Here is a 25,006-nt window from a genome sequence, read left to right on the forward strand (position 1 = left end):
GTCACTCGGAGGAAGATATATTCATATTTCTTCCGGCTACCTCTCAACGTAATGCGCAGACCTTCCGTAACCTTGCAAAGTGTAGTGATTTTGAATGATCCTTCTGATTGTTTTTTTAGATTGAATAACGCTGCACCAATCATGAATGATACTGACAGTTACTTTTTCATTCGGAAAAAGTAATTTGAATTGTTTAATATTCCTTATAACAGCGGAGTCCACAATCTCTTTATGACCGCAACTTCCACATACTACAGTTCTTTCTTTTAAAAATGTTTTCAAGGATTTGCAAGAATCACAATCAATCCCTTTTTTTAGATGATCATATTTATAGTCAGGTAGATTGTCAAACGGATTTTCGTTAATATGGCTGTTTATTAGCTTTTCGGCCAAATTGTAATGGATCTTCTCCAGTTTTGCAGAATTTGATTTTACTTGATTTATGAAGTGATTAAGTTGTGTTGGAAATATGGCAGGCAGTTCGACTGGAGCTTGGTATAAGGTGAACTCGGAGTTAACGAAGATGATGGCCCCTTTAACAGGCAGGTTGAATCCATATTTTTGAAGGTATTGACGAAAAAGGGATTCGCATCGTTTTAGCTGGAGGAGGGGATTTTGGACTTCTTTTCCGGACTTGGTGTACCAATTTCCGGATTCGAGGTGGTAATCTCCTTGAAAGTTTTTAACTTCGAACAAGTATATGACCCTTTGAGTAATAATTAGAGTATCGATCTGGAAAAGGGTGTTATTGTGTTCAAGTAATATATCATGGAGGACCAGGCAATTTTCGGATAATCCTTTTAATAATTCGGAAAATCTCCTTTCGCCAGCTTCTCCCTTTTCCACACTTACATAATAGTACATTACATCTTTGTCCACTTCCATACGGGTAATTAAGATTGGAAAAATGTTCGCTATACTATTTCCCTGAAAGGGTTTGATAACCATGTTCCACGACCTTTCCTTATATGTTATATACACTTCGATAATAGCATGTCCGTAATACTTTTCAAATGGATTTTAAGTAAAGTAGAGGCTTTTTAAATTGACGACCTTCTACCTCGCCTGGTTTTATATTTGAAATGTTCCGTTTATGCCACATCTCCAATGCATCCACAGAGGTTCCATCAAGGATATATTGATGTTTATCAGTATTTGACATTGCTCCCTTGCTAAGGAAATCAGCAATGTATTCCAAAGCATTTTGAGACGAAGTAACGGAAATAGAATTTGCAAACATTTTCCCCACTAACTTACCCAATCAATACCTGAATTCTATTTAAAATCAAGCACTGTCAATAGTGCAATCGAAGTAAAAAATAGATCCTATGCGTTGATAATATCTATTTTTTAACAAATTATGTCTTTCTTCTCAAAGGGATAACCTTGAAAAGTCTTGGCTTTTTTCCGAAATGAGTATGGCAAGCAAGATTAAAGCTGCTCCGACCGCTTTTTTGAGTGTAAGTCAAAAAAAATAGATCCTATGTATTGATAAGATCTATTTTTTAATAAATTACATTTTTCCTCTTAAAGGCATTGCCTTGAAAAGTCTTGGCTTCGTTTCCGAAATGAGTATGGCAAGCAAGATTAGAGCTGCTCCGGCAGCCATTTTGAGTGTGATTACTTCCCCTAATACCGCAATCGATAAAACCATTCCCCAAAATGATTCCGTAGAAAGAATGATTGCAGCTTTTGTTTCCGAAATAAATTTTTGAGCCATCGTCTGTAATAAAAACGCAGCCGCTGTACCGAAAATCCCTAGGTAAACTAATGAGAATACTGCTCCGTCCACAATTGGAACCGCCGCCTCTCCTCTGAATACCAATATAACGAACCCCAATACAGCAGCAGTAAAAAGTTGGACAACTGTAAGGTTAATCGGATCCTCCGTTTTAACGAATTTGGCCGTGTAAATGATATGGAATGCAAAAACAATAGCACAGAGGAAAGAGAGAATATCCCCGATATTCAACTCAGCAGAAAATCTAAGCGACAGAAGCCCGATACCGAGCATCGCCAAGACAGCTCCGACGACCTCGAATTTATCCAAGCGCTTTTTATATATAGCCCAGCCTAGGAACGGCACGATGACCACATTGACTGCTGTCAGAAAAGCATTTTTAGAAGGTGTTGTGAACTGTAGCCCCACAGTTTGCAGAGCAAATGCCAAATATAAAATGCTGCCAAGAATAGCTCCTTTAAGGATGGTTTCTGTTTTAACATGCTTCATTTTTTTATAAAAAAACAGTCCCAAAATGACTCCTCCGATCAAAAATCGGACCGCCATATTTTGATAAGCCGAATAATAATCCAATGAAATCGATGTGACAACAAAGCCGCTTCCCCAAATAAAAGCTGTAATAATAAGACTGATTTCTCCGATGTATTTACGCATAACTTCCTCCAAAAACCCAATTTTCGAACAATAAAAATACAGCCTCCGCCCGATCAAGGTTGGAAGCTGTCTTTAAAAGATTAAAGACTCTAACTATTATCGTATTATAAATACAAAGGAAAAAAAAGACCTTCCAAAAATTTTTTATGATTTATTTGAAAACATTCACGATTAACATGGCGAAGGGATGGCATTTATCATCTCAATTGACCGACCAATGCTCCATCGCTGCAAATATCAAAGGATAAGGCAAGTGAAGAGGAGGTTAGAATCACAATATCAGCCGCAGTGCCATCCTCCTTGATTCCTGTCAAACCCATTACATCGTCTTTTTGCTTATATTTGTCGGCTGCACGCACATACTACGAAATGGTGATGAAGATGGAGTGCCGTTCAAATAAGGAACTGAAAAAATTTGTAAGAGAAGCAAAGAAATGTGCGAAATATGGAAAAGTGGCAGATTATATACCTGCTTTAGGAAAAGCCAATCCAAATGATCTATCGATTGCCATACGTTATCCAGATGGAAAATGTGTTTCTGCAGGTGACATTGATAGGAAAATCACGCTTCAAAGCATTTCGAAAGTGATCAGTTTGGCGCTCGTGTTAATGGACAGGGGTACAGATGAAGTGTTTAGGAAGGTGGGAATGGAGCCGACCGGTGATCCTTTCAATTCCATCGCCAAATTGGAAACTATGGCACCAGCCAAACCACTCAATCCGATGATTAATGCAGGTGCGCTTGTAGTGACACATATGATCGAGGGCAGTAATGTTGAAGCAAGGCTACAGCGATTACTCTCATTTATCAGGAAGCTGGCAAACAATCCAGAAATCACAATGAATAGTCAGGTGGCAAACTCAGAGTTTGAATCAGCTCAGTTGAATAGGGCACTTTGCTATTTTTTAAAACAACATAAAGTCATCGATGAAGATGTGGAACAACTTATTGATTTGTATACGAAGCAGTGCGCGATAGAGATGAACTGTCTGGAATTGGCCAGAGTAGGAATGATCTTTGCAATGAATGGAATAGACCCGGACAGCGGAGAACAAATCATACCTGAACAGCTCGCCCGGATCTGTAAAACGTTTATGGTCACATGCGGTATGTACAACGCATCCGGTGAATTTGCCATTAAAATTGGAATTCCTGCCAAAAGTGGTGTATCTGGCGGAATTATGGGTGCAGTTCCTCAAAAATTTGGTATCGGCATATTTGGTCCGGCTTTGGATGAAAAAGGGAATAGCATTGCCGGCATTAAATTATTGGAATTGCTGTCGGAGACGTATCAATTAACAATGTTTTAGAGTATATCTGAGCAGTTAAAACGGGTGTCTGTCGAAAGATGGATGCCTATTTTTAACAATAATTTTAAAGAAAATAAAATTATTGTTGACTTGTTCTCTATAATGAACTTAAAATGATATTAGCAGCAAATGATCGTGTGAAAATTTCTTCCCACGGAAATTTTTTATCATAGTTGTTCTTAATTGGGAACAAAAACTCTTATTAAGGTGGTTTATATGAGTCAATTTGAGAATAGTGCAGTAAATGAGTTTAATCTTAGAAACTTGTATACATTAATTCTAAAACGATTATGGCTAATTTTTCTGATCACTATTTTATTTACTGCAATGGGTTGGTTGTTTATCGAATATAATAACAAGTCTCCAAAGTATCAGGCATCAACAAATATTATTATTGATGCAGAAGCAGAATATAGAAATACACTGCAGGTAGTCATAAAAGATATTACTGTTTTGGAATCGGTTATCAGAGAACTGCGCCTGGAAAAATCTTCGGAAGACCTGGCGAAGCAAGTCAAGGTTGAAAGTATTGAAGATACACAAGTGGTGAAGATAAGTGTTGTTGACAAGGATCCCATCCTGGCTGCTGACATTGCAAATACAACGGTAAGAGCGTTTAAAGAGAGAGTGCCAGATATCCTGGATATCAATGGAGTAAGCATCCTTTCAGAGGCTAAAGCTCAATCAAAACCAATGCAACACAACCAAGTGAAAATCATTCTGGCATCGCTTATTTTGGGAATTGTTACTGGCCTGGCATTAATTTTCCTGATGGATTACTTTGACAACACTATCAAGTCAGAAGCCGAAATCGAAAAAATATTGGGAATCCAGGTTTTGGGCAGTGTTTCTCAAAAGAAGAAAAGAAGGACGAAACGGAAGAAAAAAAGAACAAAGGAGTTACATTTCAGGAGTGAGACAATTGGGATCAGGTAAACAAAAATCCATTTTTGCAGGGAAAAAAAGAAAAGAAGAAGAGCTTATTGCTGAACAATACCGTACAATCGGGACTAATATCCAGTTTATAACAGGAACCAAGAGAAACAATATTATCCTTGTTACTTCACCTGGAAAAGGGGAGGGAAAGTCTGCTACAGCAGCCAATATAGCACTTTCACTGGCACAACAAGGAAATAAAGTCCTGTTAATCGATGCGAACTTCCGATGCCCTGAACAACATAATATTTTCAATATATTAAATATATTTGGATTCACGGATATACTTGACGGAAAAGTCACTTTTGAAAGGGCCATTACAAAAGTCAAAGGGATACATATCCTTACGAGCGGTACTATTCCTATAAGTTTATCCACTCACAGGGCAGAAAAGTTGTTGGATAAAGTAAAAACAGAATACAGCATGGTAATCATCGATTCTTCACCTCTTCTTGAAATAAACGACACAAGAATATTGGCGAATATCTGCGATGGTGTTGTGTTGGTTTTCAAGCAGAATGAAACTAGGGTCGAAAAAGCTTTGGAATCAAAAAGGATTCTTGAATATGCTCAAGCAAAGGTTTTGGGTGTGGTTCTGAATGAAAAAAACTAGAGTTTTACCTACAGATTAAATTATTTTTTTGCCTGGTTATTCTTTATTAAGAACGATATTTTCTTTAAAAAGTCTTATGGAAATGTCTCCTTTCCACTATCAATGGAGGCACTCGATCATGCTGTGGGTTCTATAACCTTAGACGCCAGTCGTCAATAGTGTGATGTGAGGGCGGGTTAGATGCCCATATTATTATAGAGTTTTTAATTATGGGGTTTAAATAATTTTTCACCAAGTTCTTAAACCCCATAATTAGGGCCTTTATATTTTTTATCAAATAGAAGAGGGGAGTCATATGACTTATCGAAAAAGAATACCACTATTAATCATTGCAGATTCCTGTATTGTGCTCTCTGCTATACTACTCGGGAGCTTTTTGGTGAACGGAAGTATTGTCGATATTACTACCTCTTTTTCACTCAGTTGCATTTTCATCATAGCTGGCCATCATCTGTTTTCAATTATTTTCAGATCATATAAAAAAGCCTGGGAATATGCGAGTGTTGGAGAATTAATCATTCTATTAAAAGTTGTTACGTTATCAATCATAGTTACAGGCTTGATGCAACAAATTATCTTTAACACGGTTTTCTTCCGGATTCTTATGGTGACTTGGCTGCTCCAATTGTTGTTAATTGGGGGATCAAGATTCTGCTGGCGTATATATAGAGATAAGTATGCCGGTAAAGCAAACAACAAAAAAAGGACGTTGATCATCGGGGCAGGTTCAGCAGGAACCATGGTAGCAAGACAATTATTAAAAGAAAATGAAGCAGACTTGCTCCCAGTTGCATTTATTGATGATGACCCCAACAAACAATACTTGGATATTTTGGGACTCCCGGTATTCGGTGGTATAAGTCGCATCAAGAATGTTGTTCCTGAATTGAAAGTCGAAAACATTATTATCGCCATCCCTTCGCTATCTAAAAAAAGGTTAAATACGATATTTCAGGAATGTGTGGAAACGAAAGCTAAAACGCAAATTTTACCGATGCTGGAAGATCTGGTGACTGGAAAAGTCTCCATCAAACAATTCCGTGATGTACAGGTTGAGGATCTGCTGGGGAGAGAACCGGTCAACTTGGATATTGAGAGCATTGCAGGATGTGTGGCAAATAAAACCATATTGGTGACAGGAGCAGGCGGATCCATCGGATCCGAGATTTGTCGGCAAATCTGCCACTTCAACCCCAGAAAATTGATTCTACTTGGACATGGGGAAAACAGCATCCATTCTATTGAATTGGAGTTAAAGGAAAAGTTCGGCCAAATACCAATTGAAATCTTAACCGAAATAGCGGACCTCAAGGATGCCCAGAAGATTTTATCCATAATGGGTACATATCGTCCTGATGTAGTTTACCACGCCGCGGCTCATAAACATGTGCCCTTAATGGAACGAAACCCGGAAGAAGCCGTCAAAAATAATGTGATCGGAACAAAGAATGTGGCTGAAGCGGCAAATTGGCATGGCATAGGGACTTTCGTAATGATTTCAACAGACAAAGCTGTCAATCCAACAAGTGTGATGGGGGCAACGAAGCGGCTTGCTGAAATGGTTGTTCAGCATATGGACCAAAAAAGCAAGACTAAATTTGTAGCGGTCAGGTTTGGAAACGTCCTTGGCAGCCGCGGCAGTGTGGTGCCAATTTTTAAACGGCAAATAGAAAAAGGCGGGCCTGTCACTGTTACGCATCCGGAAATGGTTCGATATTTTATGACGATACCGGAAGCTTCAAGATTGGTCATCCAGGCAGGCGCATTGGCAGAGGGCGGAGAGGTTTTTGTCCTGGATATGGGTGAACCTGTAAAAATTGTGGATCTGGCAGAAAAGCTTATCCAGCTGTCTGGGTTTTCGATTGATGAAATCGGAATTGAATTTACCGGAATCAGGCCGGGGGAAAAGCTGTTTGAAGAATTATTGCATGATGATGAGGTAAAGGATCAGCAAGTACACCCTAATATTTATATAGGAGAGACATCGGATTTGTATTTTGAGGAAATTGAAGAAATTATCAGGTTTTACCATACTTTGGACAAAGAGACATTGAGACAGACACTTATTCATCTTGCAAACAATAAAGTGAATTTGATACCGGGACAACTGGTTTCAGCTTCCGGATAAGGGAGTGGACGATATGAAGGTGAAAAAAGCAATCATACCGGCTGCAGGCCTGGGAACAAGATTTTTGCCGGCGACCAAGGCAATGCCAAAGGAAATGCTGCCAATCGTCGATAAACCGGCAATTCAATATATCGTTGAAGAAGCAATAAATTCTGGAATTGAAGATATCATCATTGTTACGGGAAAAGGGAAGCGGGCAATTGAAGATCATTTTGACCATTCTTTTGAGCTGGAGCAGAACCTGATTGAAAAAGGAAAATATGATTTGTTGGATCAAGTTCAGAAGCCATCAAAGATGGTGGATATTCACTATATTCGTCAAAAGGAACCAAAGGGGTTGGGCCATGCAGTTTGGTGTGCCCGAAAATTTATTGGAGATGAACCGTTTGCTGTCTTGCTGGGTGATGATATTATCATTTCAGAGAAACCTTGCCTGAAGCAAATGATAGAACAATATGAAAGGTACAATGCATCCATATTAGGCGTTCAGATGGTTGGGACAAAGGAGGTTTCGAGATACGGAATTGTTGATGGTCCTGTAATTCGAGATCGCTTTTACAATGTTGAAGGCTTGATTGAGAAGCCGGACAAAGACGAAGCTCCTTCCAACTTGGCCATCATGGGAAGATATATTCTAAACCCAAAAATATTTGACATATTAGCTATGCAAGGGCCTGGTTCCGGCGGTGAGATTCAATTAACAGATGCTGTAGCCAAATTGAACCAATATGAGGCTGTATATGCCTATGATTTTGAGGGGATTCGCTATGATGTCGGTGAGAAAATGGGGTTTATTCAAACAACTATTGAACTTGCCTTGCAAAGGGAAGATCTAAAAACTGAATTAATGGACTATCTGGCTTCTGTTGTTGACAGACAACTGATCGGGTGACGCCATGAACAGAAAAATATTATTTTGTGCTACAGTAGACACTCATTTCAGCTCTTTTCATTTGCCTTATTTACAGTGGTTCAAGCAGCAGGGGTGGGAAGTTCACGTAGCTGCGGCCGGCGACAATTCACTGCCTTATGTCGATGTGAAATATTCCATACCTATCGAGCGCTCGCCATTGAATTGGAAAAACCTAGAAGCTTATAAAAGCTTGAAATCTTTAATTGAGGAAAATCAGTACAACATTATTCACTGTCACACCCCCATGGGTGGAGTGATATCCAGATTGGCTGCCCGCAAAGCGAGGAAGTGCGGGACAAAAGTAGTGTATACAGCTCATGGATTTCATTTTTTCAAAGGGGCACCATTAATCAATTGGATTTTATATTATCCGATTGAAAAAGTACTTGCACGTTATACAGATTGCTTAATCACCATCAATGAAGAGGACTTTGTAAGGGCGGTAAAAAAACGATTTAAGTCTAAAGTGATCGAACATATACATGGAGTCGGAGTAAATACGGATTTTTATACCCCTGTAAACAAATTTTATAAAACGAAACTGAGGGAAAAGTATCATTACCGTAATGATGCTTTTTTAATTTTTTATGCAGCAGAATTTAATAAAAACAAGAATCAGAAAGCGCTGATTCAATCACTGTCTTTCATAAAAGAAGAGGTGCCAAATGCAAGGTTGTTGTTAGCCGGGCAAGGCCCCTTGCTGAATGATTGCATGGATTTAGCCAAAGAGCTGGGGGTGGAAGGGATGGTTGATTTTCTTGGGTATCGAAACGATATACAAACATTATTAAATGTCAGCGATGTAGCTGCAGCCTCCAGTTTAAGGGAAGGCCTGCCTGTAAATATCATGGAAGCTATGGCATGTGGATTGCCTGTAGTGGCCGTTGATAACAGGGGGCACAGAGAGTTAGTTTTCAATGATAGAAATGGGTGGTTAATTAAAGGGAATGCCGAAGATATATCCGAAAAGTTAATACTTCTTGCTCAAGATAAGCTACTATGCACCCGGTTTGGCAGATATGGGCGGGAAATTATCGTAGGTAAATATTCGCTTGAAAAAATATTGGAAGAAAAAAAGAAAGTGTACCGAAGGGTGATGGGAGAAGAGAAAGATGGGAAGTGGGAGGTTCAGTAGGGGGATTGTTTGGAAAAATGAGAGAAGAAAATCTAAAAAGGTGTTGAAATGGAATATAAACTGAAACAGCAGCAAACCACATTTTCCTTAGAAAAACTTGTAATTCTCATAATGGTATTGTTTTTCGGTTTTACTTCGTTAAGGTTTGGCCGATTTGGAATTGGAGAAGTCATCCTTTTACTGCTTTGTATAGGTCAATTTATAAAGAGCAGAGTAAATGTAATTAGAATTTCAGAGCATGCATTTACAATTTTTTGGATAGTTTATTTGTATATTATTACGATCGGTTTCGTAGTGAACAACTTGCTTGATATAGCACCGCAATCTGTTCTGTTTGACTATACTTCCTATATAGTCATTCTGTTCTTATGCCTGACTTTTGAAACAAAGTTTAACGAGATGCGGTCAATTGATCTGTATAGTTTGCTGAAAATCGTTTATTGGGGCGGGCTTTTAGTGATTGGTTTTCTTTACTTATTGTATTTGATGGGGATAGACAATATAGCCGGGCATTATTTAACGTATGATGGTGCGGACATTTTTTCGCCATTTGCTTCGGACTATCATCAATTTGCCTATTTTATTGCCCCTCTACCATTTGTCGCACTATATATTATACAAAGAGAAACCGATAATATCGTGAAGTTTATAACAGCAGTAAGTATAATTTTATTGATTAGTATGGGATTATCAACGTCATCGAACACATTGGTTTCATCATGGGTGAACACAACCATACTAATTATTGCTTTGCTCCTATGGAGAAAATTAAGAAGACAATATAGATCAGCAAGCATTATTGCATTTTTTATTTGTCTGGCATTCATCGGACTGCTTTTCAGTTTTGATATTATAGCGGGAATTGTAAAAGATTTTTTTGAGGAAAGCTCAAATGGGGAACACCGAATATTATTATGGATCAATTCTTTGAAAGTTTGGCTTTATTCACCAATTGTCGGGCTAGGCCCCGGCTCTTTTTCCGGAAATGAAATATTTCAAGGGACTGAAGCTCATAATACATTTTTGCAGGTGCTGACACAGGGAGGAATATTGGGAGGGATTCTATATGCTTTATTGATCTTCAGGCTGATCAGAATCACCCGTGTAAATATTTTTATACTATGCGCAGTTTTTACACTAATCATGTATGGTCTTGGAATCAATGATTTACGGAGAACAGTTCTTTGGTTTTACTTCGTTCTATTTTATTTTTTATGTATGAAGGGAAAAGAGGAAGAAAAATAATAGAAAGAGCCGAAGGAATAGTAAATAGGTTGTTAATAAGGCAAGTAAATTGTCGGTATACCTGTTCAACAGTTATATATATGAAAAAGGTGAGAATTATGTACTTTTGCATAGCTGAACTTTTGCTTAATTCGGCTTTCTGTATGGCATTATGATGAATAATCAGGCAAGAACCCATTCGTCCCTAAAAAACTTAAGTTACTTAATGGTCGGCCAAATACTTGGTATTTCTGTTAGTTTTATTGCCAGAATTGTCTTTGTCCGAACGCTCTCGGTTGAATATTTGGGACTAGACGGTCTATTTACAAATATCATTACAATCTTATCATTAGTGGAGTTGGGAATCGGTCCTGCTCTTGTTTTTAGCCTATACAAACCTATAGCTGAAAATAATATAGAGTTAATCAAGTCACTTCTGAAATTATATCAAAAGGCATATTTGATCATTGGATCTCTGATTATTCTTCTTGGAATCACAGTGGCTCCATTTATTCATTATTTGATAAAGGATATGCCTGTCATACCCCATTTACATTTTATTTTTATATTGTTTGTATTAAATGCTGCAGTGACTTATTTTTACTCATACAAAAGATCACTGATTATTGCCGATCAAAGAAAATATATTGATGCAACATACAGGTACGGCGGTTTTATTCTTCTTAATATTGTCCAGTGCATTGTCCTAATAATCTGGAAAAATTTCATTTTTTTTGTTATATGCCAGTTAATCCTCAATATTTTGGAAAATATCTTAGCTTCAAGGACTGCTGATAGGCTGTATCCTTTTTTAAAGAGCAAAAAAGTTGCAAAGCTGGACAGAGCATTCATCAAAGGAATCTATAAAAATGTGAAAGCCATGGCTATGCATAGAATGGGTAACGTGATTGTTTTATCAACCGATAACATACTCATTTCTAGTTTTGTGGGTCTTCTTGCCGTTGGATTATATTCCAATTACCGATTAATTCTAACCGCATTAAATATCGTGCTTATGCAATTCTTTGAAGCGGTAAAGTCGAGTGTTGGCAATTTTGGGGTGACGGAGAGCAAGGCAAGGACCAAAGAAATCTTTAAGAAAATCTATTTTATGAATTTCTGGCTATATGGCTTTGCTTCTGTCGGAATATTATGTACGGTAAATCCCATGATTGAACTATGGATTGGAGAAAAGTTCATTTTTTCGATGGATATCGTTTTACTAATCGTCATCCATTTTTTTCTTGACGGAATGAGGAGAGCTACCTTAACCTTCAGGGACGCATTGGGATTATACTGGTATGATCGCTACAAGCCCGTAGCAGAATCTCTGATCAATATGGCCGGGTCTATTATGTTGTTGAAAATAATGGGAATAGGCGGCATTTTTCTTGGTACCATTATTAGTATATTGACTACATGTTTTTGGGTTGAGCCGTATGTGCTTTATAAGTACGGATTTCATATTAGCTCGAAAGCATATTTCATTTCTTATTCCAAATATTTATTGGCAACCGTTATGGCCGCAACGATCAGTTATGGGATCTGTGCTCTTCTACCTGAGACAAATGTACTTGTTCTGGCTTCTAAAATAATGATTTCAATAGTTGCCACTAATCTATTATTTTTCATGATGTTTAGAAAGACTGATGAATTCCAATATTTTAAAGATTTAATTCTTGACGTTATCCGAAAGACCGTTTTTAAGAAAAAGTTACCGGAAGTGAAGAACTTTTAGTGGAGATATTTAAAATTTAACGAAAGAATGGTAAAACCAAAGGGATGTGAGTTTATTCAGTAGGTACGCCATTTTCATTATATTATTGCTTTCTGCTTTTTTTGCAATTGCCATCTTTCTTTTTGTTGGAAATCAAAAAGAAAAACCGAAGGCCGTCCCTGTATCCATCAGTCTAAATAAAGCCATTTATGATCTGAAAATGAAAGAAAGAGAAGTCACTTTTGCACTAGCAGTGTATTCCGATGGTACTAAAAAAAACATATCAAAACTTGGAACCTATACTACCACTGATAAAAAAGTGGCCACTATCGATTCTTCCGGTGTCATCACGGGTGTTGGACCAGGATCGGTAAAAATAACTGTTTTATTTGAAGGGCTGTCAGAAACTTTTTCGGTATCGGTCTCTGAAAAAAGACGGACGGTCAACGTAAAAGATTATGGAGCTCATGGTGACGGAATCCATGATGATACAAATTCATTCCAGGAGGCCATTGATGACCTGGCAGTTAAAGGTGGAGGAGATATCTTTATACCTTCCGGGACATATATTTTACATCCAATTTTTCTAAAACCAAAAGTAAACCTTGTTGGTCAAAGCCGAGATCACGTCATATTAAAGTTATCGAATGAAGCACCCGACGGGTACACCCGTTTAATCACAATGGATAACAATACCAAAATTCAATCCATTACTTGCGATGGAAACTATCAAAGCCATCCAAATGGCACCGAACATATGCATTGCATTTTTGCTTTTGATAAAAATAATCTTGTCATTGAAAACAATCGGCTAATGAATTCGGTTGGAGACGGTATATCAATATCAGGATCTAAAGAAACAAGCGAATACGTAACTGTGTCCAATAACATTCTCCTTGAGAATCAGCGTTCGCAAGTTGTTATTGAACAGGCGAACCATTTGTTTATTTTTAACAACACAATAACATCTGAAACTGGGCGGCCGGGCATACATTTTGAACCATGGGAAGAAATCCAATTTTTTGATGCAGTTATTAAAAGCAATAAGATTGTCACCAATTCAAGTGAATATTGTATATTATTGGCTGGCTCAGATTCAGGAATGGCCCGTAAAAGTCACCCGGGTTATTTTTTTCATGGAGTTGTTTTTGCAAACAATGTGGTTAACGGACCCGAATGCTCATTGCTTGTTATGGATACATCCGGTACTGCAATTTATGACAATAAACTATTTGTATCCGACATATTTGTTTGGAGAAGGAACAAAGACTTATCTATTCATAACAACCTTATTCAAGGAGTGAGTGGCATTCGAATAGAAGGAGGGGAAAATGGCAGGTTAGTTTCAAATGGAACGCGGATATTTGAAAATACGATTACCACTGCAGCTGATGGAATAAACATTATGGCAGGGGCGCAAAATACTTACATTTTCAATAATCAGTTTAATGGAATGGATAAGGGGACAGGAATTCATTTATTTGCTTCCGATTCAATTGTTAATACAACGATATCAAACAATACATTCTCCAATTATATCGATGGAATTAAAACCTCCAGTATAAAAAATGTGCCGATGTCAGGACTGACAGTTGCTTATAACACTTTTACGGCTAACAGCGGATACGCATTATCACTGCAGGGAGAGAATTCAAATGTAAAGATGGTAAGTAATGATATCATGGATACCTCTGGTATGTTCATTCTAATTGAATCCCATATGTCAATAAAGAATGTTTTGATTAAGGATAACGTGATTACGGGTGGAAAAAGGGGAATATATCAAAGTGAGAACGGAAAAGGTTCAATGAAGCATTTAACAATTTCAAATAATCTTATCAAATATATAACCGATGGGAACAACGCTCATCCAACGGGGGCAGCCATTGAATTATCCAGTGGATCAAGGCTGGTGAAGGATGTAATGATAAAAGAAAATTCGTTAATAGGTAATGAGGTGAACGAAATCAGGGTCCCCGAATCATTATTAAGTTCGGTAAAAGAAAATAAGATTAACTAGCATGCTTCAGCGTATTATTGGCTGAAGCGCTTTTTATGTAAGGATGTGGCCAATGAAAATATTAGTTACAGGCGGAGCAGGATATATTGGCAGTCATACTTGTGTGGAGCTGCTGAATGCTGGTTATGAAATCATAGTTGTGGATAATTTATCAAACAGCAAACCGGAATCATTGAAGAGGGTTCGTCAAATTACAGGAAAGCCTTTGACCTTTTACAAAGCAGATATATTGGACAGCACTGCTTTAAATGACATTTTTACAGAAAATAAGATTGAGGCTGTTATTCATTTTGCAGGATTCAAGGCTGTTGGAGAGTCAGTGAATGTTCCGCTTGCCTACTATCATAATAATGTAACAGGAACGATGCGTTTGTGTGAGGTGATGGCAAAGCATGGAGTAAAAAGAATGGTGTTCAGTTCTTCGGCAACGGTATACGGCAAGCCTGTTTCAGTACCTATATCTGAAGAAGATCCAGTAGGGGCAACAAATCCGTACGGACGTACTAAGCAGATTATCGAGGACATGCTCGGTGACCTGCAAGTATCTGATCCGGAGTGGAATGTTGCCCTTTTGCGTTATTTCAACCCCATTGGGGCACATAAAAGCGGGTTGATCGGTGAGGATCCTAATGGGATTCCCAATAATCTGATCCCGTATATTTCACAGGTGGCGATTGGAAAGCTGAATGAACTGAAAGTCTTTGGAAATGATTACCCCACTAAAGACGGAACGGGTGTCAGGGATTATATCCATGTGGTCGATTTGGCTGCCGGGCATGTAAAAGCACTTGAAAAATTGCTGGGATCAACAGGTATTCAAACATATAATCTTGGAACTGGAAAGGGATACAGCGTATTAGACATGGTTGATGCATTTGAGAAGGCAGCTGGAAAGAAAATTCCATGCCGTTTTGTAGAGCGGCGGCCTGGGGATATCGATATTATTTATGCTAATCCGGCAAAAGCACAAAGAGAGCTTGGTTGGCGTGCTTCAAAAGGAATTATTGAAATGTGTGAAGATACATGGAGGTGGCAGTCCCGTAATCCGGAGGGGTATATTTCACACAAAATTCATTACATGACTAATGCACATGCGGTGGTGAATTATGAAGAGAGCCTTTGATCTGATTATCTCTATTGCCTGTTTTATTTTTTTTCTTCCCTTAATATTGTTAACGGCAGTTTCCATCAGAATTATGCTGGGAAGTCCGATTATTTTCAAGCAGATGCGCCCGGGTTTACATGGCAAACCCTTTATGCTGTATAAGTTTCGGACCATGACAGATGAAAGAGATGAAGAAGGGAACCTGTTGCCTGAGCATAAACGATTGACTTTTTTTGGTGAAACGATCAGAAAGTTAAGCTTGGATGAACTGCCACAACTGGTAAACGTTATGAAGGGAGAGATGAGTTTAATAGGGCCCAGGCCATTACTGATGAAGTATCTCCCATTATATACAGAAGATCAGGCCAAACGGCATTTGGTCAAACCGGGAATGACAGGGTGGGCTCAGGTAAATGGAAGGAATGCAATTACATGGGAAGAAAAGTTTGAGTTGGATATCTGGTATGTAGAAAATCACAGTTTTTTATTGGATTTAAAAATTCTTTTGCTAACGATTAAAAAGGTATTGAAATCAGAGGGAATCAATAATGGCAGTCATGTTACCATGCCGGATTTTGAAGGGGACAGCGGAAACCAAAAACGTACTTCCTATTAATCTTTCACAATGCAGTTAAAGGGACTATGGGGAAAAAGCGAATGTCCGATAGAATTTGCTTTAACCAGCTTTGCGAGGTGAGAAAAAGTGATGAATAACCAAGAGAGGGTCTATCTTTCACCGCCGCATATGAGCGGAAATGAACTTAAATATATTCAGGATGCATTTGATTCAAACTGGATTGCACCATTGGGGCCGAACGTGGATCAGTTTGAGAGGGAGGTTGCATCTTTTGTAGGGGTAAAAGGGGCTGTTGCTGTCAATTCAGGAACTGCGGCAATTCATTTGGCTTTACGGCTTCTTGAGGTGAATCCAGGGGATATTGTTTTCTGTTCAACACTTACTTTTATAGCCAGTGCCAATCCTATCTTATATCAGGGCGCCAACCCAGTATTTATCGATTCTGAGCCTGACACATGGAACATGTCCCCACAAGCATTAGAAAGAGCATTGAAGGATGCGAAAGCTGCAGGGGTCTTGCCGAAAGCTGTTATTGTTGTCCATCTATATGGCCAAATTGCAAAAATGGATGAAATTTTAGACATATGCAACAAGTTCTCCGTACCGGTAATAGAAGACGCAGCGGAATCACTCGGATCTACTTATAAAGGCAAAGCAAGCGGTACAATGGGGGCATTTGGAATCTATTCATTCAACGGAAATAAAATCATCACAACATCCGGAGGGGGAATGCTTGTTTCGAACGATCAACATGCAATAGAAAAAGCCCGGTTTTGGTCAGCACAGGCAAAAGACAATGCTTCCCATTATGAGCACAGCGAAGTGGGATTTAACTATCGTATGAGCAATATATTAGCAGGCATTGGAAGGGCTCAGTTAGAGGTCATCGACGATAGAGTGCGGTCAAAAAGATTTATATTCAATCAATACAAATTTTATTTATCAGGTTTGCCTGGGGTTACATTCATGCAGGAACTGGAAAACACCTGCTCGAATCGGTGGCTGACTTCATTATTGGTAGATGAGGACCAGGGCGTTTCAAAGAGTGATTTATTGAATTTTTTAAATGAAGCAAATATAGAGGCCAGGCATGTTTGGAAGCCACTACACTTGCAGCCTCTTTTTAAAGGGGCTTCCTACTATCCCCATAATGAAAACAAACATGTAGCAGAAGAATTATTTCAAAAAGGTATCTGCCTTCCATCAGGGTCAGGGATGACCAAAGGACAACAAATTAAAGTAATCAATAGAATTTTGGCCTTCTTTACCATAAATGACATTTATACAGGTGAAATAATCTAATGACACAGAGTGAGCTATATCAACTTTTGGTTGATACCCATGAAAAAGTCAAGCAAGCCGAAGAGTTGGAGTTAAGGGAACTAATCAGCGAAATCATTCGAATGATTGAATCTGAATACAGTCAATGATATCGAATTTTTAAGGTGAAAAGGGGATATGGACGTGAGTTTTACTCAAAAGACCGCCTATATTTTACAAATACACAAAAATCCCGAACAAGTAAACAAGTTTATTCATCAGCTGACTTCGGATGATCAGGCTGATGTATATGTCCATATTGACAAAAGGAATTACGATATCCGCAGAAAATTGATAAAAAAGAAAAATGTAAAAGTATTAGACAAAGCGTTTGTTTGTGAGTGGGGCGATATTAGTCAAGTTGATACAACTATCCAGTTGATGAGAGAAGTTTTGTCTGCACAAAAAAATTACGATTTCGTTTGTTTGAGAAGCGGTCAGGACCTCTTGGTCAAAAACGGGTTTAAAGACGTATTGGCAAGTAACAAAAAAAACATATATATCACTTTGAGAAGGGTGGATAAAAGAAACTTGGGTTTAATGAATACCAATTGGCCCAAGATCACACGGAGAAGGTATACGTCATTTCATCCTGCCAGAGTATACAGGAGTGTTGTTCAAAGCTTATACCGGAAAGGACTCAATTTGTTTCCCAATAAAAATGATTGGCCCGAAGATTATTCTTTGTATAATGGGGCTCAATGGTTTTCTATACCGTTGGAAGTAGCCCGATATATGATCGATTTCATAGATTCCAATCCATGGTATTACAAATACTTTGAGAACACATTATGTCCGGATGAATGGTTTTTTCATACCATCATAATGAACTCCCATTACAGGGAAGATGTAGTTAATAACAACTTTATGCATGTGAATTGGGGCGATACAATTCAAACAAGAAACTCCCCTCTTTTCTTAAGGGAAAAGGATATAAAATCAATTGAGGAATCAGGCCATTATTTTGCCCGGAAATTTGATGAAGATGTGGATAGATCAGTGGTTGATTATTTTGTGCATAGGGTTAGTTTTGACAGAAGCAGTTCTGATAAGAAAGAAATGTCGTTAAACTAGCATGAGCTATGGTCAGGAGGAAAAATGTTAACTTTTAATTATAAAATAGGATTTCTAAGTGTCACTGAACGGGTTGGAAAAGGAAATGCTTCATATTTAATGGAACCTAAAACACATATTTCATTGAATATGAAGCTTTTTACTTCCAATGAGGATTTAGATGATTTTGTTAAGCCAAAGGATTCGGTATGCTTGTTAATACCTAATTATTTAATAGATTTAAGACAGCCTGAGGAAAGAATTTTTAGCAATATGAGCCGGAGTACAAGAAGGAACATCAGAAAGGCCATAAATAATGATGAATTTATATTGACAGAACTTGAGAGTCCTACAGATGGGCAGATCATGCAATTTGGTGAATTTTACAATGAGTTTGCGAAAGAGATCAATATAAAGAGGTGTAATGTTGAAAAATTAAGGGCAATCAGGGATAAAGGGGCATTAGTGATTTCCTATATCACGAATTACGATCATCAAGTTCTTTGTGCACACGCCTATCTGGTAAACACCAAGCAGGCATATGGAATTTACTCAGTGTTGAGGCGAAATAAAAAAGGTGATTCAATAAATGGCCAAACAATTGGCAGGGCAAATAAATATTTGGATTGGAAAAACATACAAAGTGCTAAAAGACGAGGATGCAGCTGGTATAACTTTGGGGGAAAGATATTTGGGGAAGAAGATGAAAAAGGAAAAAATGTAAATCAATATAAAAAATCATTCGGATCCATTAACGGCTACGATGTAAGAATATACAAAGCGAATGGAATTCGCGGAAAGATTTTTCTACTCATGTTACATTTCTACTATAAATGGAGACGAAGACATGAATACGCCTTTACTTTTGAAACTGTGTCCAATTCCCAAAGAAAGAGGAGGACTTCCTGAAATGAAACTGGCCTGGCTACTATGATCTGGTTACGGCAAAAATATATGGAGGGAAATCAGTGGAACGTTCAATTGCAGGTACAGTGACAAACAGCCCGGAATTCGAACATGAACTATTGGACCATGATAGTATTCAACAACTGGAGGATGAGCACGGTTCTTCTTTTTACGTATTAAATGTGAAAAAGTTAAGAGAAAATTACCAAAAAATAGATAAAGCTTTCAGAAGCAGATATGCGAATTTTATCATTGGTTATTCCTACAAGACGAATTATTTACCGTATCTGTGCAAGGAATTATCAAAATTAGGAGCATATGCTGAGGTCGTTTCCCGCCTGGAGTATGATTTAGCGTTGAAAATAGGAGAAGATCCGAAAAGAATTATCTTCAATGGACCTTTAAAAACTATCGATGATATCAATTATGCCTTGACCAATAAGAGCATCCTCAATATTGACTCTTTGTATGAAATCGATTTTGTGAAGAGGTTTGCAGCAAGGAATCCTGAAGTCGAAGTGCCAATAGGATTAAGGGTGAACTTTGATATTTCACAAAATGGGTTCAGTGCTCTTCAGGAAGGCTATAAATACAGCAGGTTTGGAATATGCGTCAACAATGGGAATCTGGAATATGCTTTAACAGAATTAAATAAAATGGAAAATATTCGGATTGTAGGATTGCATGGACACTTTTCAACAAAAGACAGAAGTTTGGAGTCTTTTAAAATCATCACCCAAAATCTTTGTACGTTGGCCAAAGAAAACATAATGAATAGTCTGGAGTACATTGACGTCGGTGGTGGTATTTACGGGGAATTGCCGAAACCTTACGATATGTTTGTTCCTACATTTGACGATTATGCGGAAACGATTTGCGGAATTATGAATAAAGAATTCAGTGATTATCACAAAAAGCCGCTTTTGATATTGGAACCTGGAGTAGCGATGGTTGCCAATGTTTTTTTATTTATTGCAAAAGTAATTGAAAGTAAGAAAATCAGGGATGACTATTTTGTATTGGTTGATGGAAGTGTCCATAACGTAAAACCGACCATGCATAAAAATAATCTCCCGATGAAGATTGTGAGAAGAAATCATGATGGCAGCAAGGGAAAGAAGGTTTTTAATATAGTGGGATACACATGTATGGAGAAGGATTACCTGGCTTCTGAAATAAAAGACAGGCTGCCCATGAAAGACGATTATATTATTTTTGAAAATGTCGGAGCCTATACAATTGTTTTTAATCCTCCTTTTATCAAAGAACGCCCTGGCATAGTAGCCATGGATAATATGGAATTTACTGCTGCACGGAAAAAAGAGACGTTAAGGCAATTCTTTAATGATGAGATATATGTTTTTTAAGAAAAAATTGAGGAGATGTCTATGAATATACTAATTTGCAGCGTTGGACGCAGGGTTAAGCTGATCCAATATTTTAAAGAGGAACTTCATAAAGTCGGAGGAAAGGTAGTCGCGGTGGACTGTGACCAGACTGCAGCAGCATTGCATCACGCCGATATGTTTGAGATCGTACCTCGTATAGACCATCCCGATTACATTCCATATTTAAAAAAGCTGTGTGAAAAATATAATATCAAAGGCGTTCTGTCTTTGATAGATCCTGAATTATCTTTATTGGCTCACGTTAAAGAAGAGTTTGAAAATGATGGCATAAAAATTGTAGTACCTGATAAAAGAGTGGTGGATATTTGCTATGACAAGTATCGGACATATGAATTTTTACTGGCAAATGATATCCCTCCGGTTCCAACCTATATTGATATAAACGATCTCAAGAACGATCTGAACCATAAGAAGATCCAATTTCCTCTTATCATCAAGCCTAGAAATGGCAGTGCCAGTATCGGAATATATAAAGTGAATTGTATAGAAGAGCTGGAGCCTTTCAAGGCAGAGCATCAGGATTATATTTTTCAGCCTTATATGGGCAGAGAGGAATTTGGTGCAGATTGTTATATAGATTTACTTTCAAAGGAGGCCACTAATGTTTTTCTAAAAAGAAAACTCAACATGAGAGCCGGTGAAACGGATAAATCCATTGCTATCAAAGATCCCATGCTTAAGCAAGTTGTTGAAAGGCTTATAGTTGCTCTAAGGCCTGTGGGACCAATAGATATCGACTTCTTTAGAACGGAAAATGGTTATTCGGTATCAGAAATTAATCCAAGGTTTGGCGGAGGGTACCTACATGCCCATGAAATGGGGCAGAATTTCGTTGAAAATATCATCAATAATATTCGAGGTGAAACGAATAGTATCGCAGGCGAATATGAAGAAGGAAGCACCATGGTGAAGTATGACCATGTTATGGTCATTTAAGTCATTCTACAAATACTTTGTCGGAAAAGGCCGTCGATAAGTAAAGTTTTATTTTTCGGCTTGATTAACTTCCGAAAAAATTTATAGAACATTGAGGTATGAATCTATGATAGGAAAAAAAATTGTAGAATTGCGGAAAAAAAGAGGAATGACATTATCTGAATTGGCGGAGAAGGCGAACATTTCGAAATCCTATATAAGCGGGCTTGAGAGAAATATAAATGACAATCCTTCTATTCAAGTAATCAATAAAATAGCATCTATATTGGAGGTCGATGTAACAACGCTTATCGGTGCTGAAGTGAAACACCAGGAATGTCTGGAAACAGAGTGGCAGGAATTTGTAAGAGAGCTGAAAGCAACAGGGATTGATAAAGATAAGATTGTAGAATATAAAACATTAATAGAGTTTATTAAGTGGCAGAAAGAAAGGGACTGACAGACTCATACTACGATAAAGAAATGATGGCCTGCGTGTGTGTAAACGGGTTTGTAAAGTAATAAAAAACTTTAACCTATCATGAAGGGGAACTGGTTTCATATTAACCCAGGTTTTGTATATGTACGCCACCCCATTTTGCTTTCAGCCTTTTACAAGTAAGTTCCATACTTTGAATAGGGCATTCTCATTAGGGGGTGCTCCTTTTTGGTCACTTTTTCAGAAGCTTCAATGGATGTTTTCAAAGCGTTAATGGTTACATCATTCTATGAATGGAACAGCCATAGTAAAAACAATAGGTAAACTTTATTAACGTTCATTGTTGTTTGATCCACTTGTCCATTTTTCTTCATCATTATTGCTTGGGACGAAGTAAATCGGTTCGGGTTACACGGACGGGGCAACCAGTGCGCAACGAGAACTGGAAAAATTGTATGCTTCCTCCCATCATGTAGAGAAGACATTCCTCCGCCTTTATCTTTATTTCACCGTAGTTGTCCACTTCATCTAATATCCTCAAGCATGTTCCAAAAGCATTAACTTCGACAGTTTTTTTCTAGGAGGTTATTACTATTTGATTCGTTTAACTTTGGCGGGAAGCTCTCTCTATTTAGTGCTTATGATTAACCGATTAAACCATCCAATCCATGGCGACTGAACAAAGGGCGAAGGAAAGGGCTTTTGTTGTTACAGTTGTGATGTATATGGAGTTAATCATTATTTGTCAAATAAAACGAATTACCAACGGAATCCCGAATATATAGAATATTCTGTTGACATATACCTCAATCAATTATATACTACCAAGAAACTAACATATATAAAGTTATAATATTATAAGTTTAAGTATGATTATTAGTATATGAAAGATAGGAGAGCAACATGAAGATCAATAAAGAACTAGCAATACCTTTATATCAACAAGTAAAAGATTATTTACACAAAAAAATCATTTCGGGAGAATGGGCTGCAGGGTACCAATTACCTGCAGAGAAGGATTTGGCTACACAGTTTGGAGTTAGCACTATCACTATAAAAAGAGCAGTCCTTGAATTGGTGGATGAAGGTCTTTTGTACCGCCAAAGTGGAAAAGGAACATTTGTTATGCATATAGAAGAAAAAGATATTTCAAAATTTGTAACCCTTAAAAATGAAGAATGGGAAGCCCAGCATCACCCCCATAAAACTTTGTACTTTAACATAGTTCAAGCTGATGATGAGCTGGCTGCACTTCTTCGTATTGAAGAAGGTGACTTAATGTATCAAATCCAACGCTTGAAAATACAACAAGATCAACCAGTTGCACTTGAATATTCTTATATCCCACAAGAATTATTTCCTGATTTACATCAAGAGGATATAGATGATAATTTGCTCTATAACATTTTTCAAAGGGGCTATGGGGTTCAGCTTGATAAAGCTAAAATATATTTTTCTACGGTTTTAGCAGATGAGTATCAAGCAGAATCCCTTAATGTTGAAAGAGGGGTGCAGTTGTTTGTATTTGAGCGATTCACCTTTAATAATGACAATCACATCATTGAATACTCCAAATTTATTATTAAACAAGATCAATCAAAGTACTTTCTTGAAATTAAGCTGTAGACCTAATCGAACTTTGTCTTACAACATGAAAAAATGGAGGGCCTGATTATATGAGAGTAATAGTTATAGGCAGTGGAATTGTAGGAGCAAGCGCTGCATATCAATTGGTTAAAAGGAACCACGATGTTGTATTGATTGATAATGCAAGGAAGGGCGCAGCCACTGATGCCGGGGCAGGAATTGTATCTCCCTGGGTAACCCAGAGAGGAGAGGACTGGTATCACATTGCTCGAAGGGGAGCATTGTTTTATCCTGATCTACTAGCAAACTTAGAGGAAGATGGAGAGAATTCAGAGGGATATAAAAAGGTAGGGGCACTTTGTGTGAGTTCCAATCCGGAAGAATTGGACGAGCTTGAGAGATTAGTTAGAGCAAAATCAGAGAAGGCATCAGAAATAGGTAATATCCAACGACTGAGCTCTAAGGATGCTCGCAAACTTTTTCCCCCGCTGCATGAGGATCTGCAGGCTGTTTTTCTTTCGGGCGCGGCAAGGGTAGATGGAAGGATGCTTAGAGATGCCATGATACGAGCAGCCAAAAGGCATAAACTACGATTGGTGGGCGGAGAAGCTTCCTTAATTAAGGAAGCAAATTCGATAGTTGGTGTAAAGGTTAAAGAGAAAGTTATTTATGCGGACAGGGTCATTATTGCCGCAGGCGCATGGGTGCCAAACTTGCTGAAGCCAATTGGCGTGGATATCAAAGTAGAACCACAGCGCGGACAAATTGTACACATCACATTGCCTAATACTGATACATCGAATTGGCCGATTATTTTGCCACAGAGCAATCACTATATGCTGGCGTTTGATGATTCACGTATCGTTGCCGGTGCTACAAGAGAAACAGGTTCAGGATTCAGTTATCAAATAACAGCAGGTGGAGTTCATGAGGTATTGTCTGAAGCATTAAGAGTTGCTCCCGGACTGGCCGACGGACAATTAAAAGAAGTAAGAATAGGTTTTCGGCCAATGGGACCAGACATATTGCCTTTGCTTGGTACACTGGATAATTTTAGTGAAGTTATTGTTGCTACAGGTTTAGGGGCGTCGGGATTAACCATGGGACCTTTTATTGGAAGTCTAGCAGCTGACCTTGCTCAAGGATTAGATTTAGACATTGACCAAAGTATATTTAAACCAGAAAGAAACATAATTTAATCGGACTAAGTCTTATAGTAGCGCGGGTTAGATTATTGTTACTTACCTGTATCTAACTAAAGGAAATAATATTATAACATTATAACTTTAAGGGAGGTTCTCGT

Annotated in this window: 24 protein-coding genes; 20 read left to right on the top strand and 4 right to left on the bottom strand. The window is 38.0% G+C overall.

Annotated elements, in window-relative coordinates; all coding sequences use genetic code 11:
• Positions 1–36 precede the first annotated feature (36 nt).
• From C509_RS0106125 to C509_RS26415, 4 genes are all read right to left on the bottom strand, one after another.
• Positions 37–948: a nuclease-related domain-containing protein gene (locus C509_RS0106125; protein ID WP_018706039.1), complete on the bottom strand. Its 912-nt coding sequence runs from the start codon at positions 946–948 to the stop codon at positions 37–39.
• A 61-nt stretch (positions 949–1,009) separates the two neighbouring features.
• Positions 1,010–1,261 carry a hypothetical protein gene (locus C509_RS0106130; RefSeq protein ID WP_154654357.1) on the bottom strand — a complete coding sequence of 84 codons (252 nt, stop codon included), beginning with the start codon at positions 1,259–1,261 and terminating at the stop codon, positions 1,010–1,012.
• A gap of 252 nt (positions 1,262–1,513) precedes the next feature.
• Complete coding sequence (locus tag C509_RS0106135) at positions 1,514–2,395, bottom strand: DMT family transporter (protein ID WP_018706041.1); 882 nt, start codon at positions 2,393–2,395, stop codon at positions 1,514–1,516.
• 197 nt (positions 2,396–2,592) lie between these two features.
• The gene (locus C509_RS26415) at positions 2,593–2,754 is read right to left on the bottom strand and encodes a hypothetical protein (protein WP_169509184.1); all 162 of its coding nucleotides are present in this window, start codon (positions 2,752–2,754) and stop codon (positions 2,593–2,595) included.
• Between the two features lie 22 nt (positions 2,755–2,776).
• Between C509_RS26415 and glsA the strand changes: the two genes are divergently transcribed.
• The 20 genes from glsA (at position 2,777) to C509_RS0106235 (ending at position 24,902) form a co-directional block, all read left to right on the top strand.
• Positions 2,777–3,706: a glutaminase A gene (gene glsA / locus C509_RS0106140; RefSeq protein WP_026319712.1), complete on the top strand. Its 930-nt coding sequence runs from the start codon at positions 2,777–2,779 to the stop codon at positions 3,704–3,706.
• 216 nt (positions 3,707–3,922) lie between these two features.
• Positions 3,923–4,642 carry a YveK family protein gene (locus tag C509_RS0106145; protein ID WP_018706043.1) on the top strand — a complete coding sequence of 240 codons (720 nt, stop codon included), beginning with the start codon at positions 3,923–3,925 and terminating at the stop codon, positions 4,640–4,642.
• A complete protein-coding gene (locus C509_RS0106150; protein ID WP_373315285.1) occupies positions 4,620–5,255 on the top strand; it encodes a CpsD/CapB family tyrosine-protein kinase in 636 nt (211 codons plus the stop codon). Before C509_RS0106145 ends, C509_RS0106150 begins: the two co-directional genes overlap by 23 nt.
• Before the next feature lie 295 nt (positions 5,256–5,550).
• A complete protein-coding gene (locus C509_RS0106155) occupies positions 5,551–7,383 on the top strand; it encodes a nucleoside-diphosphate sugar epimerase/dehydratase (RefSeq protein ID WP_018706045.1) in 1,833 nt (610 codons plus the stop codon).
• A 13-nt stretch (positions 7,384–7,396) separates the two neighbouring features.
• Complete coding sequence (gene galU, locus C509_RS0106160; RefSeq protein ID WP_018706046.1) at positions 7,397–8,275, top strand: UTP--glucose-1-phosphate uridylyltransferase GalU; 879 nt, start codon at positions 7,397–7,399, stop codon at positions 8,273–8,275.
• Positions 8,276–8,279: 4 nt separating this feature from the next.
• A complete protein-coding gene (locus tag C509_RS0106165; protein WP_018706047.1) occupies positions 8,280–9,431 on the top strand; it encodes a glycosyltransferase family 4 protein in 1,152 nt (383 codons plus the stop codon).
• Between the two features lie 48 nt (positions 9,432–9,479).
• Positions 9,480–10,676 carry an O-antigen ligase family protein gene (locus C509_RS0106170; RefSeq protein ID WP_018706048.1) on the top strand — a complete coding sequence of 399 codons (1,197 nt, stop codon included), beginning with the start codon at positions 9,480–9,482 and terminating at the stop codon, positions 10,674–10,676.
• 154 nt (positions 10,677–10,830) lie between these two features.
• Positions 10,831–12,393, top strand: coding sequence for a lipopolysaccharide biosynthesis protein (locus tag C509_RS0106175; RefSeq protein WP_026319713.1), 1,563 nt, complete (start codon positions 10,831–10,833; stop codon positions 12,391–12,393).
• Between the two features lie 46 nt (positions 12,394–12,439).
• Positions 12,440–14,392, top strand: coding sequence for a right-handed parallel beta-helix repeat-containing protein (locus tag C509_RS0106180; RefSeq protein ID WP_018706050.1), 1,953 nt, complete (start codon positions 12,440–12,442; stop codon positions 14,390–14,392).
• 52 nt (positions 14,393–14,444) lie between these two features.
• A complete protein-coding gene (gene galE / locus C509_RS0106185) occupies positions 14,445–15,515 on the top strand; it encodes a UDP-glucose 4-epimerase GalE (RefSeq protein ID WP_018706051.1) in 1,071 nt (356 codons plus the stop codon).
• Positions 15,499–16,113: a sugar transferase gene (locus tag C509_RS0106190; RefSeq protein WP_018706052.1), complete on the top strand. Its 615-nt coding sequence runs from the start codon at positions 15,499–15,501 to the stop codon at positions 16,111–16,113. Before galE ends, C509_RS0106190 begins: the two co-directional genes overlap by 17 nt.
• 90 nt (positions 16,114–16,203) lie before the next feature.
• Positions 16,204–17,376, top strand: coding sequence for an aminotransferase class I/II-fold pyridoxal phosphate-dependent enzyme (locus tag C509_RS23480; protein WP_018706053.1), 1,173 nt, complete (start codon positions 16,204–16,206; stop codon positions 17,374–17,376).
• A complete protein-coding gene (locus C509_RS27190) occupies positions 17,376–17,504 on the top strand; it encodes a hypothetical protein (RefSeq protein ID WP_018706054.1) in 129 nt (42 codons plus the stop codon). The genes C509_RS23480 and C509_RS27190 overlap by 1 nt, the downstream gene beginning before the upstream one ends.
• Positions 17,505–17,538: 34 nt before the next feature.
• Entirely contained in the window at positions 17,539–18,468 is a 930-nt protein-coding gene (locus C509_RS0106205) for a beta-1,6-N-acetylglucosaminyltransferase (protein WP_018706055.1), read from the top strand.
• 24 nt (positions 18,469–18,492) lie between these two features.
• Positions 18,493–19,356, top strand: a complete 864-nt coding sequence (locus C509_RS0106210) for a GNAT family protein (RefSeq protein WP_018706056.1) — start codon at positions 18,493–18,495, stop codon at positions 19,354–19,356.
• A 59-nt stretch (positions 19,357–19,415) separates the two neighbouring features.
• Positions 19,416–20,720, top strand: a complete 1,305-nt coding sequence (locus tag C509_RS0106215; protein WP_018706057.1) for a type III PLP-dependent enzyme domain-containing protein — start codon at positions 19,416–19,418, stop codon at positions 20,718–20,720.
• A gap of 21 nt (positions 20,721–20,741) precedes the next feature.
• Positions 20,742–21,698, top strand: coding sequence for an ATP-grasp domain-containing protein (locus C509_RS0106220; RefSeq protein WP_018706058.1), 957 nt, complete (start codon positions 20,742–20,744; stop codon positions 21,696–21,698).
• Between the two features lie 106 nt (positions 21,699–21,804).
• Positions 21,805–22,137 carry a helix-turn-helix domain-containing protein gene (locus tag C509_RS0106225; RefSeq protein ID WP_018706059.1) on the top strand — a complete coding sequence of 111 codons (333 nt, stop codon included), beginning with the start codon at positions 21,805–21,807 and terminating at the stop codon, positions 22,135–22,137.
• An 882-nt stretch (positions 22,138–23,019) separates the two neighbouring features.
• Positions 23,020–23,742, top strand: a complete 723-nt coding sequence (locus C509_RS0106230; RefSeq protein ID WP_018706060.1) for a GntR family transcriptional regulator — start codon at positions 23,020–23,022, stop codon at positions 23,740–23,742.
• Positions 23,743–23,792: 50 nt separating this feature from the next.
• Complete coding sequence (locus C509_RS0106235) at positions 23,793–24,902, top strand: NAD(P)/FAD-dependent oxidoreductase (RefSeq protein WP_018706061.1); 1,110 nt, start codon at positions 23,793–23,795, stop codon at positions 24,900–24,902.
• Positions 24,903–25,006: the final 104 nt, after the last annotated feature.

Origin of the sequence: Siminovitchia fordii DSM 16014 = CIP 108821, assembly GCF_000374565.1 — a bacterium.
GTDB lineage: Bacteria > Bacillota > Bacilli > Bacillales > Bacillaceae_C > Siminovitchia > Siminovitchia fordii.

Bases quoted from the DNA above. Each gene is read 5' to 3' on its own strand.
- C509_RS0106125 (WP_018706039.1), bottom strand. From the start codon at position 948: ATGGTTATCAAACCCTTTCAGGGAAATAGTATAGCGAACATTTTTCCA.
- C509_RS0106135 (WP_018706041.1), bottom strand. From the start codon at position 2,395: ATGCGTAAATACATCGGAGAAATCAGTCTTATTATTACAGCTTTTATT.
- glsA (WP_026319712.1), top strand. From the start codon at position 2,777: ATGGAGTGCCGTTCAAATAAGGAACTGAAAAAATTTGTAAGAGAAGCA.
- C509_RS0106145 (WP_018706043.1), top strand. From the start codon at position 3,923: ATGAGTCAATTTGAGAATAGTGCAGTAAATGAGTTTAATCTTAGAAAC.
- C509_RS0106155 (WP_018706045.1), top strand. From the start codon at position 5,551: ATGACTTATCGAAAAAGAATACCACTATTAATCATTGCAGATTCCTGT.
- galU (WP_018706046.1), top strand. From the start codon at position 7,397: ATGAAGGTGAAAAAAGCAATCATACCGGCTGCAGGCCTGGGAACAAGA.
- C509_RS0106165 (WP_018706047.1), top strand. From the start codon at position 8,280: ATGAACAGAAAAATATTATTTTGTGCTACAGTAGACACTCATTTCAGC.
- C509_RS0106170 (WP_018706048.1), top strand. From the start codon at position 9,480: ATGGAATATAAACTGAAACAGCAGCAAACCACATTTTCCTTAGAAAAA.
- C509_RS0106175 (WP_026319713.1), top strand. From the start codon at position 10,831: ATGAATAATCAGGCAAGAACCCATTCGTCCCTAAAAAACTTAAGTTAC.
- galE (WP_018706051.1), top strand. From the start codon at position 14,445: ATGAAAATATTAGTTACAGGCGGAGCAGGATATATTGGCAGTCATACT.
- C509_RS0106190 (WP_018706052.1), top strand. From the start codon at position 15,499: ATGAAGAGAGCCTTTGATCTGATTATCTCTATTGCCTGTTTTATTTTT.
- C509_RS23480 (WP_018706053.1), top strand. From the start codon at position 16,204: ATGAATAACCAAGAGAGGGTCTATCTTTCACCGCCGCATATGAGCGGA.
- C509_RS27190 (WP_018706054.1), top strand. From the start codon at position 17,376: ATGACACAGAGTGAGCTATATCAACTTTTGGTTGATACCCATGAAAAA.
- C509_RS0106210 (WP_018706056.1), top strand. From the start codon at position 18,493: ATGTTAACTTTTAATTATAAAATAGGATTTCTAAGTGTCACTGAACGG.
- C509_RS0106220 (WP_018706058.1), top strand. From the start codon at position 20,742: ATGAATATACTAATTTGCAGCGTTGGACGCAGGGTTAAGCTGATCCAA.
- C509_RS0106225 (WP_018706059.1), top strand. From the start codon at position 21,805: ATGATAGGAAAAAAAATTGTAGAATTGCGGAAAAAAAGAGGAATGACA.
- C509_RS0106230 (WP_018706060.1), top strand. From the start codon at position 23,020: ATGAAGATCAATAAAGAACTAGCAATACCTTTATATCAACAAGTAAAA.
- C509_RS0106235 (WP_018706061.1), top strand. From the start codon at position 23,793: ATGAGAGTAATAGTTATAGGCAGTGGAATTGTAGGAGCAAGCGCTGCA.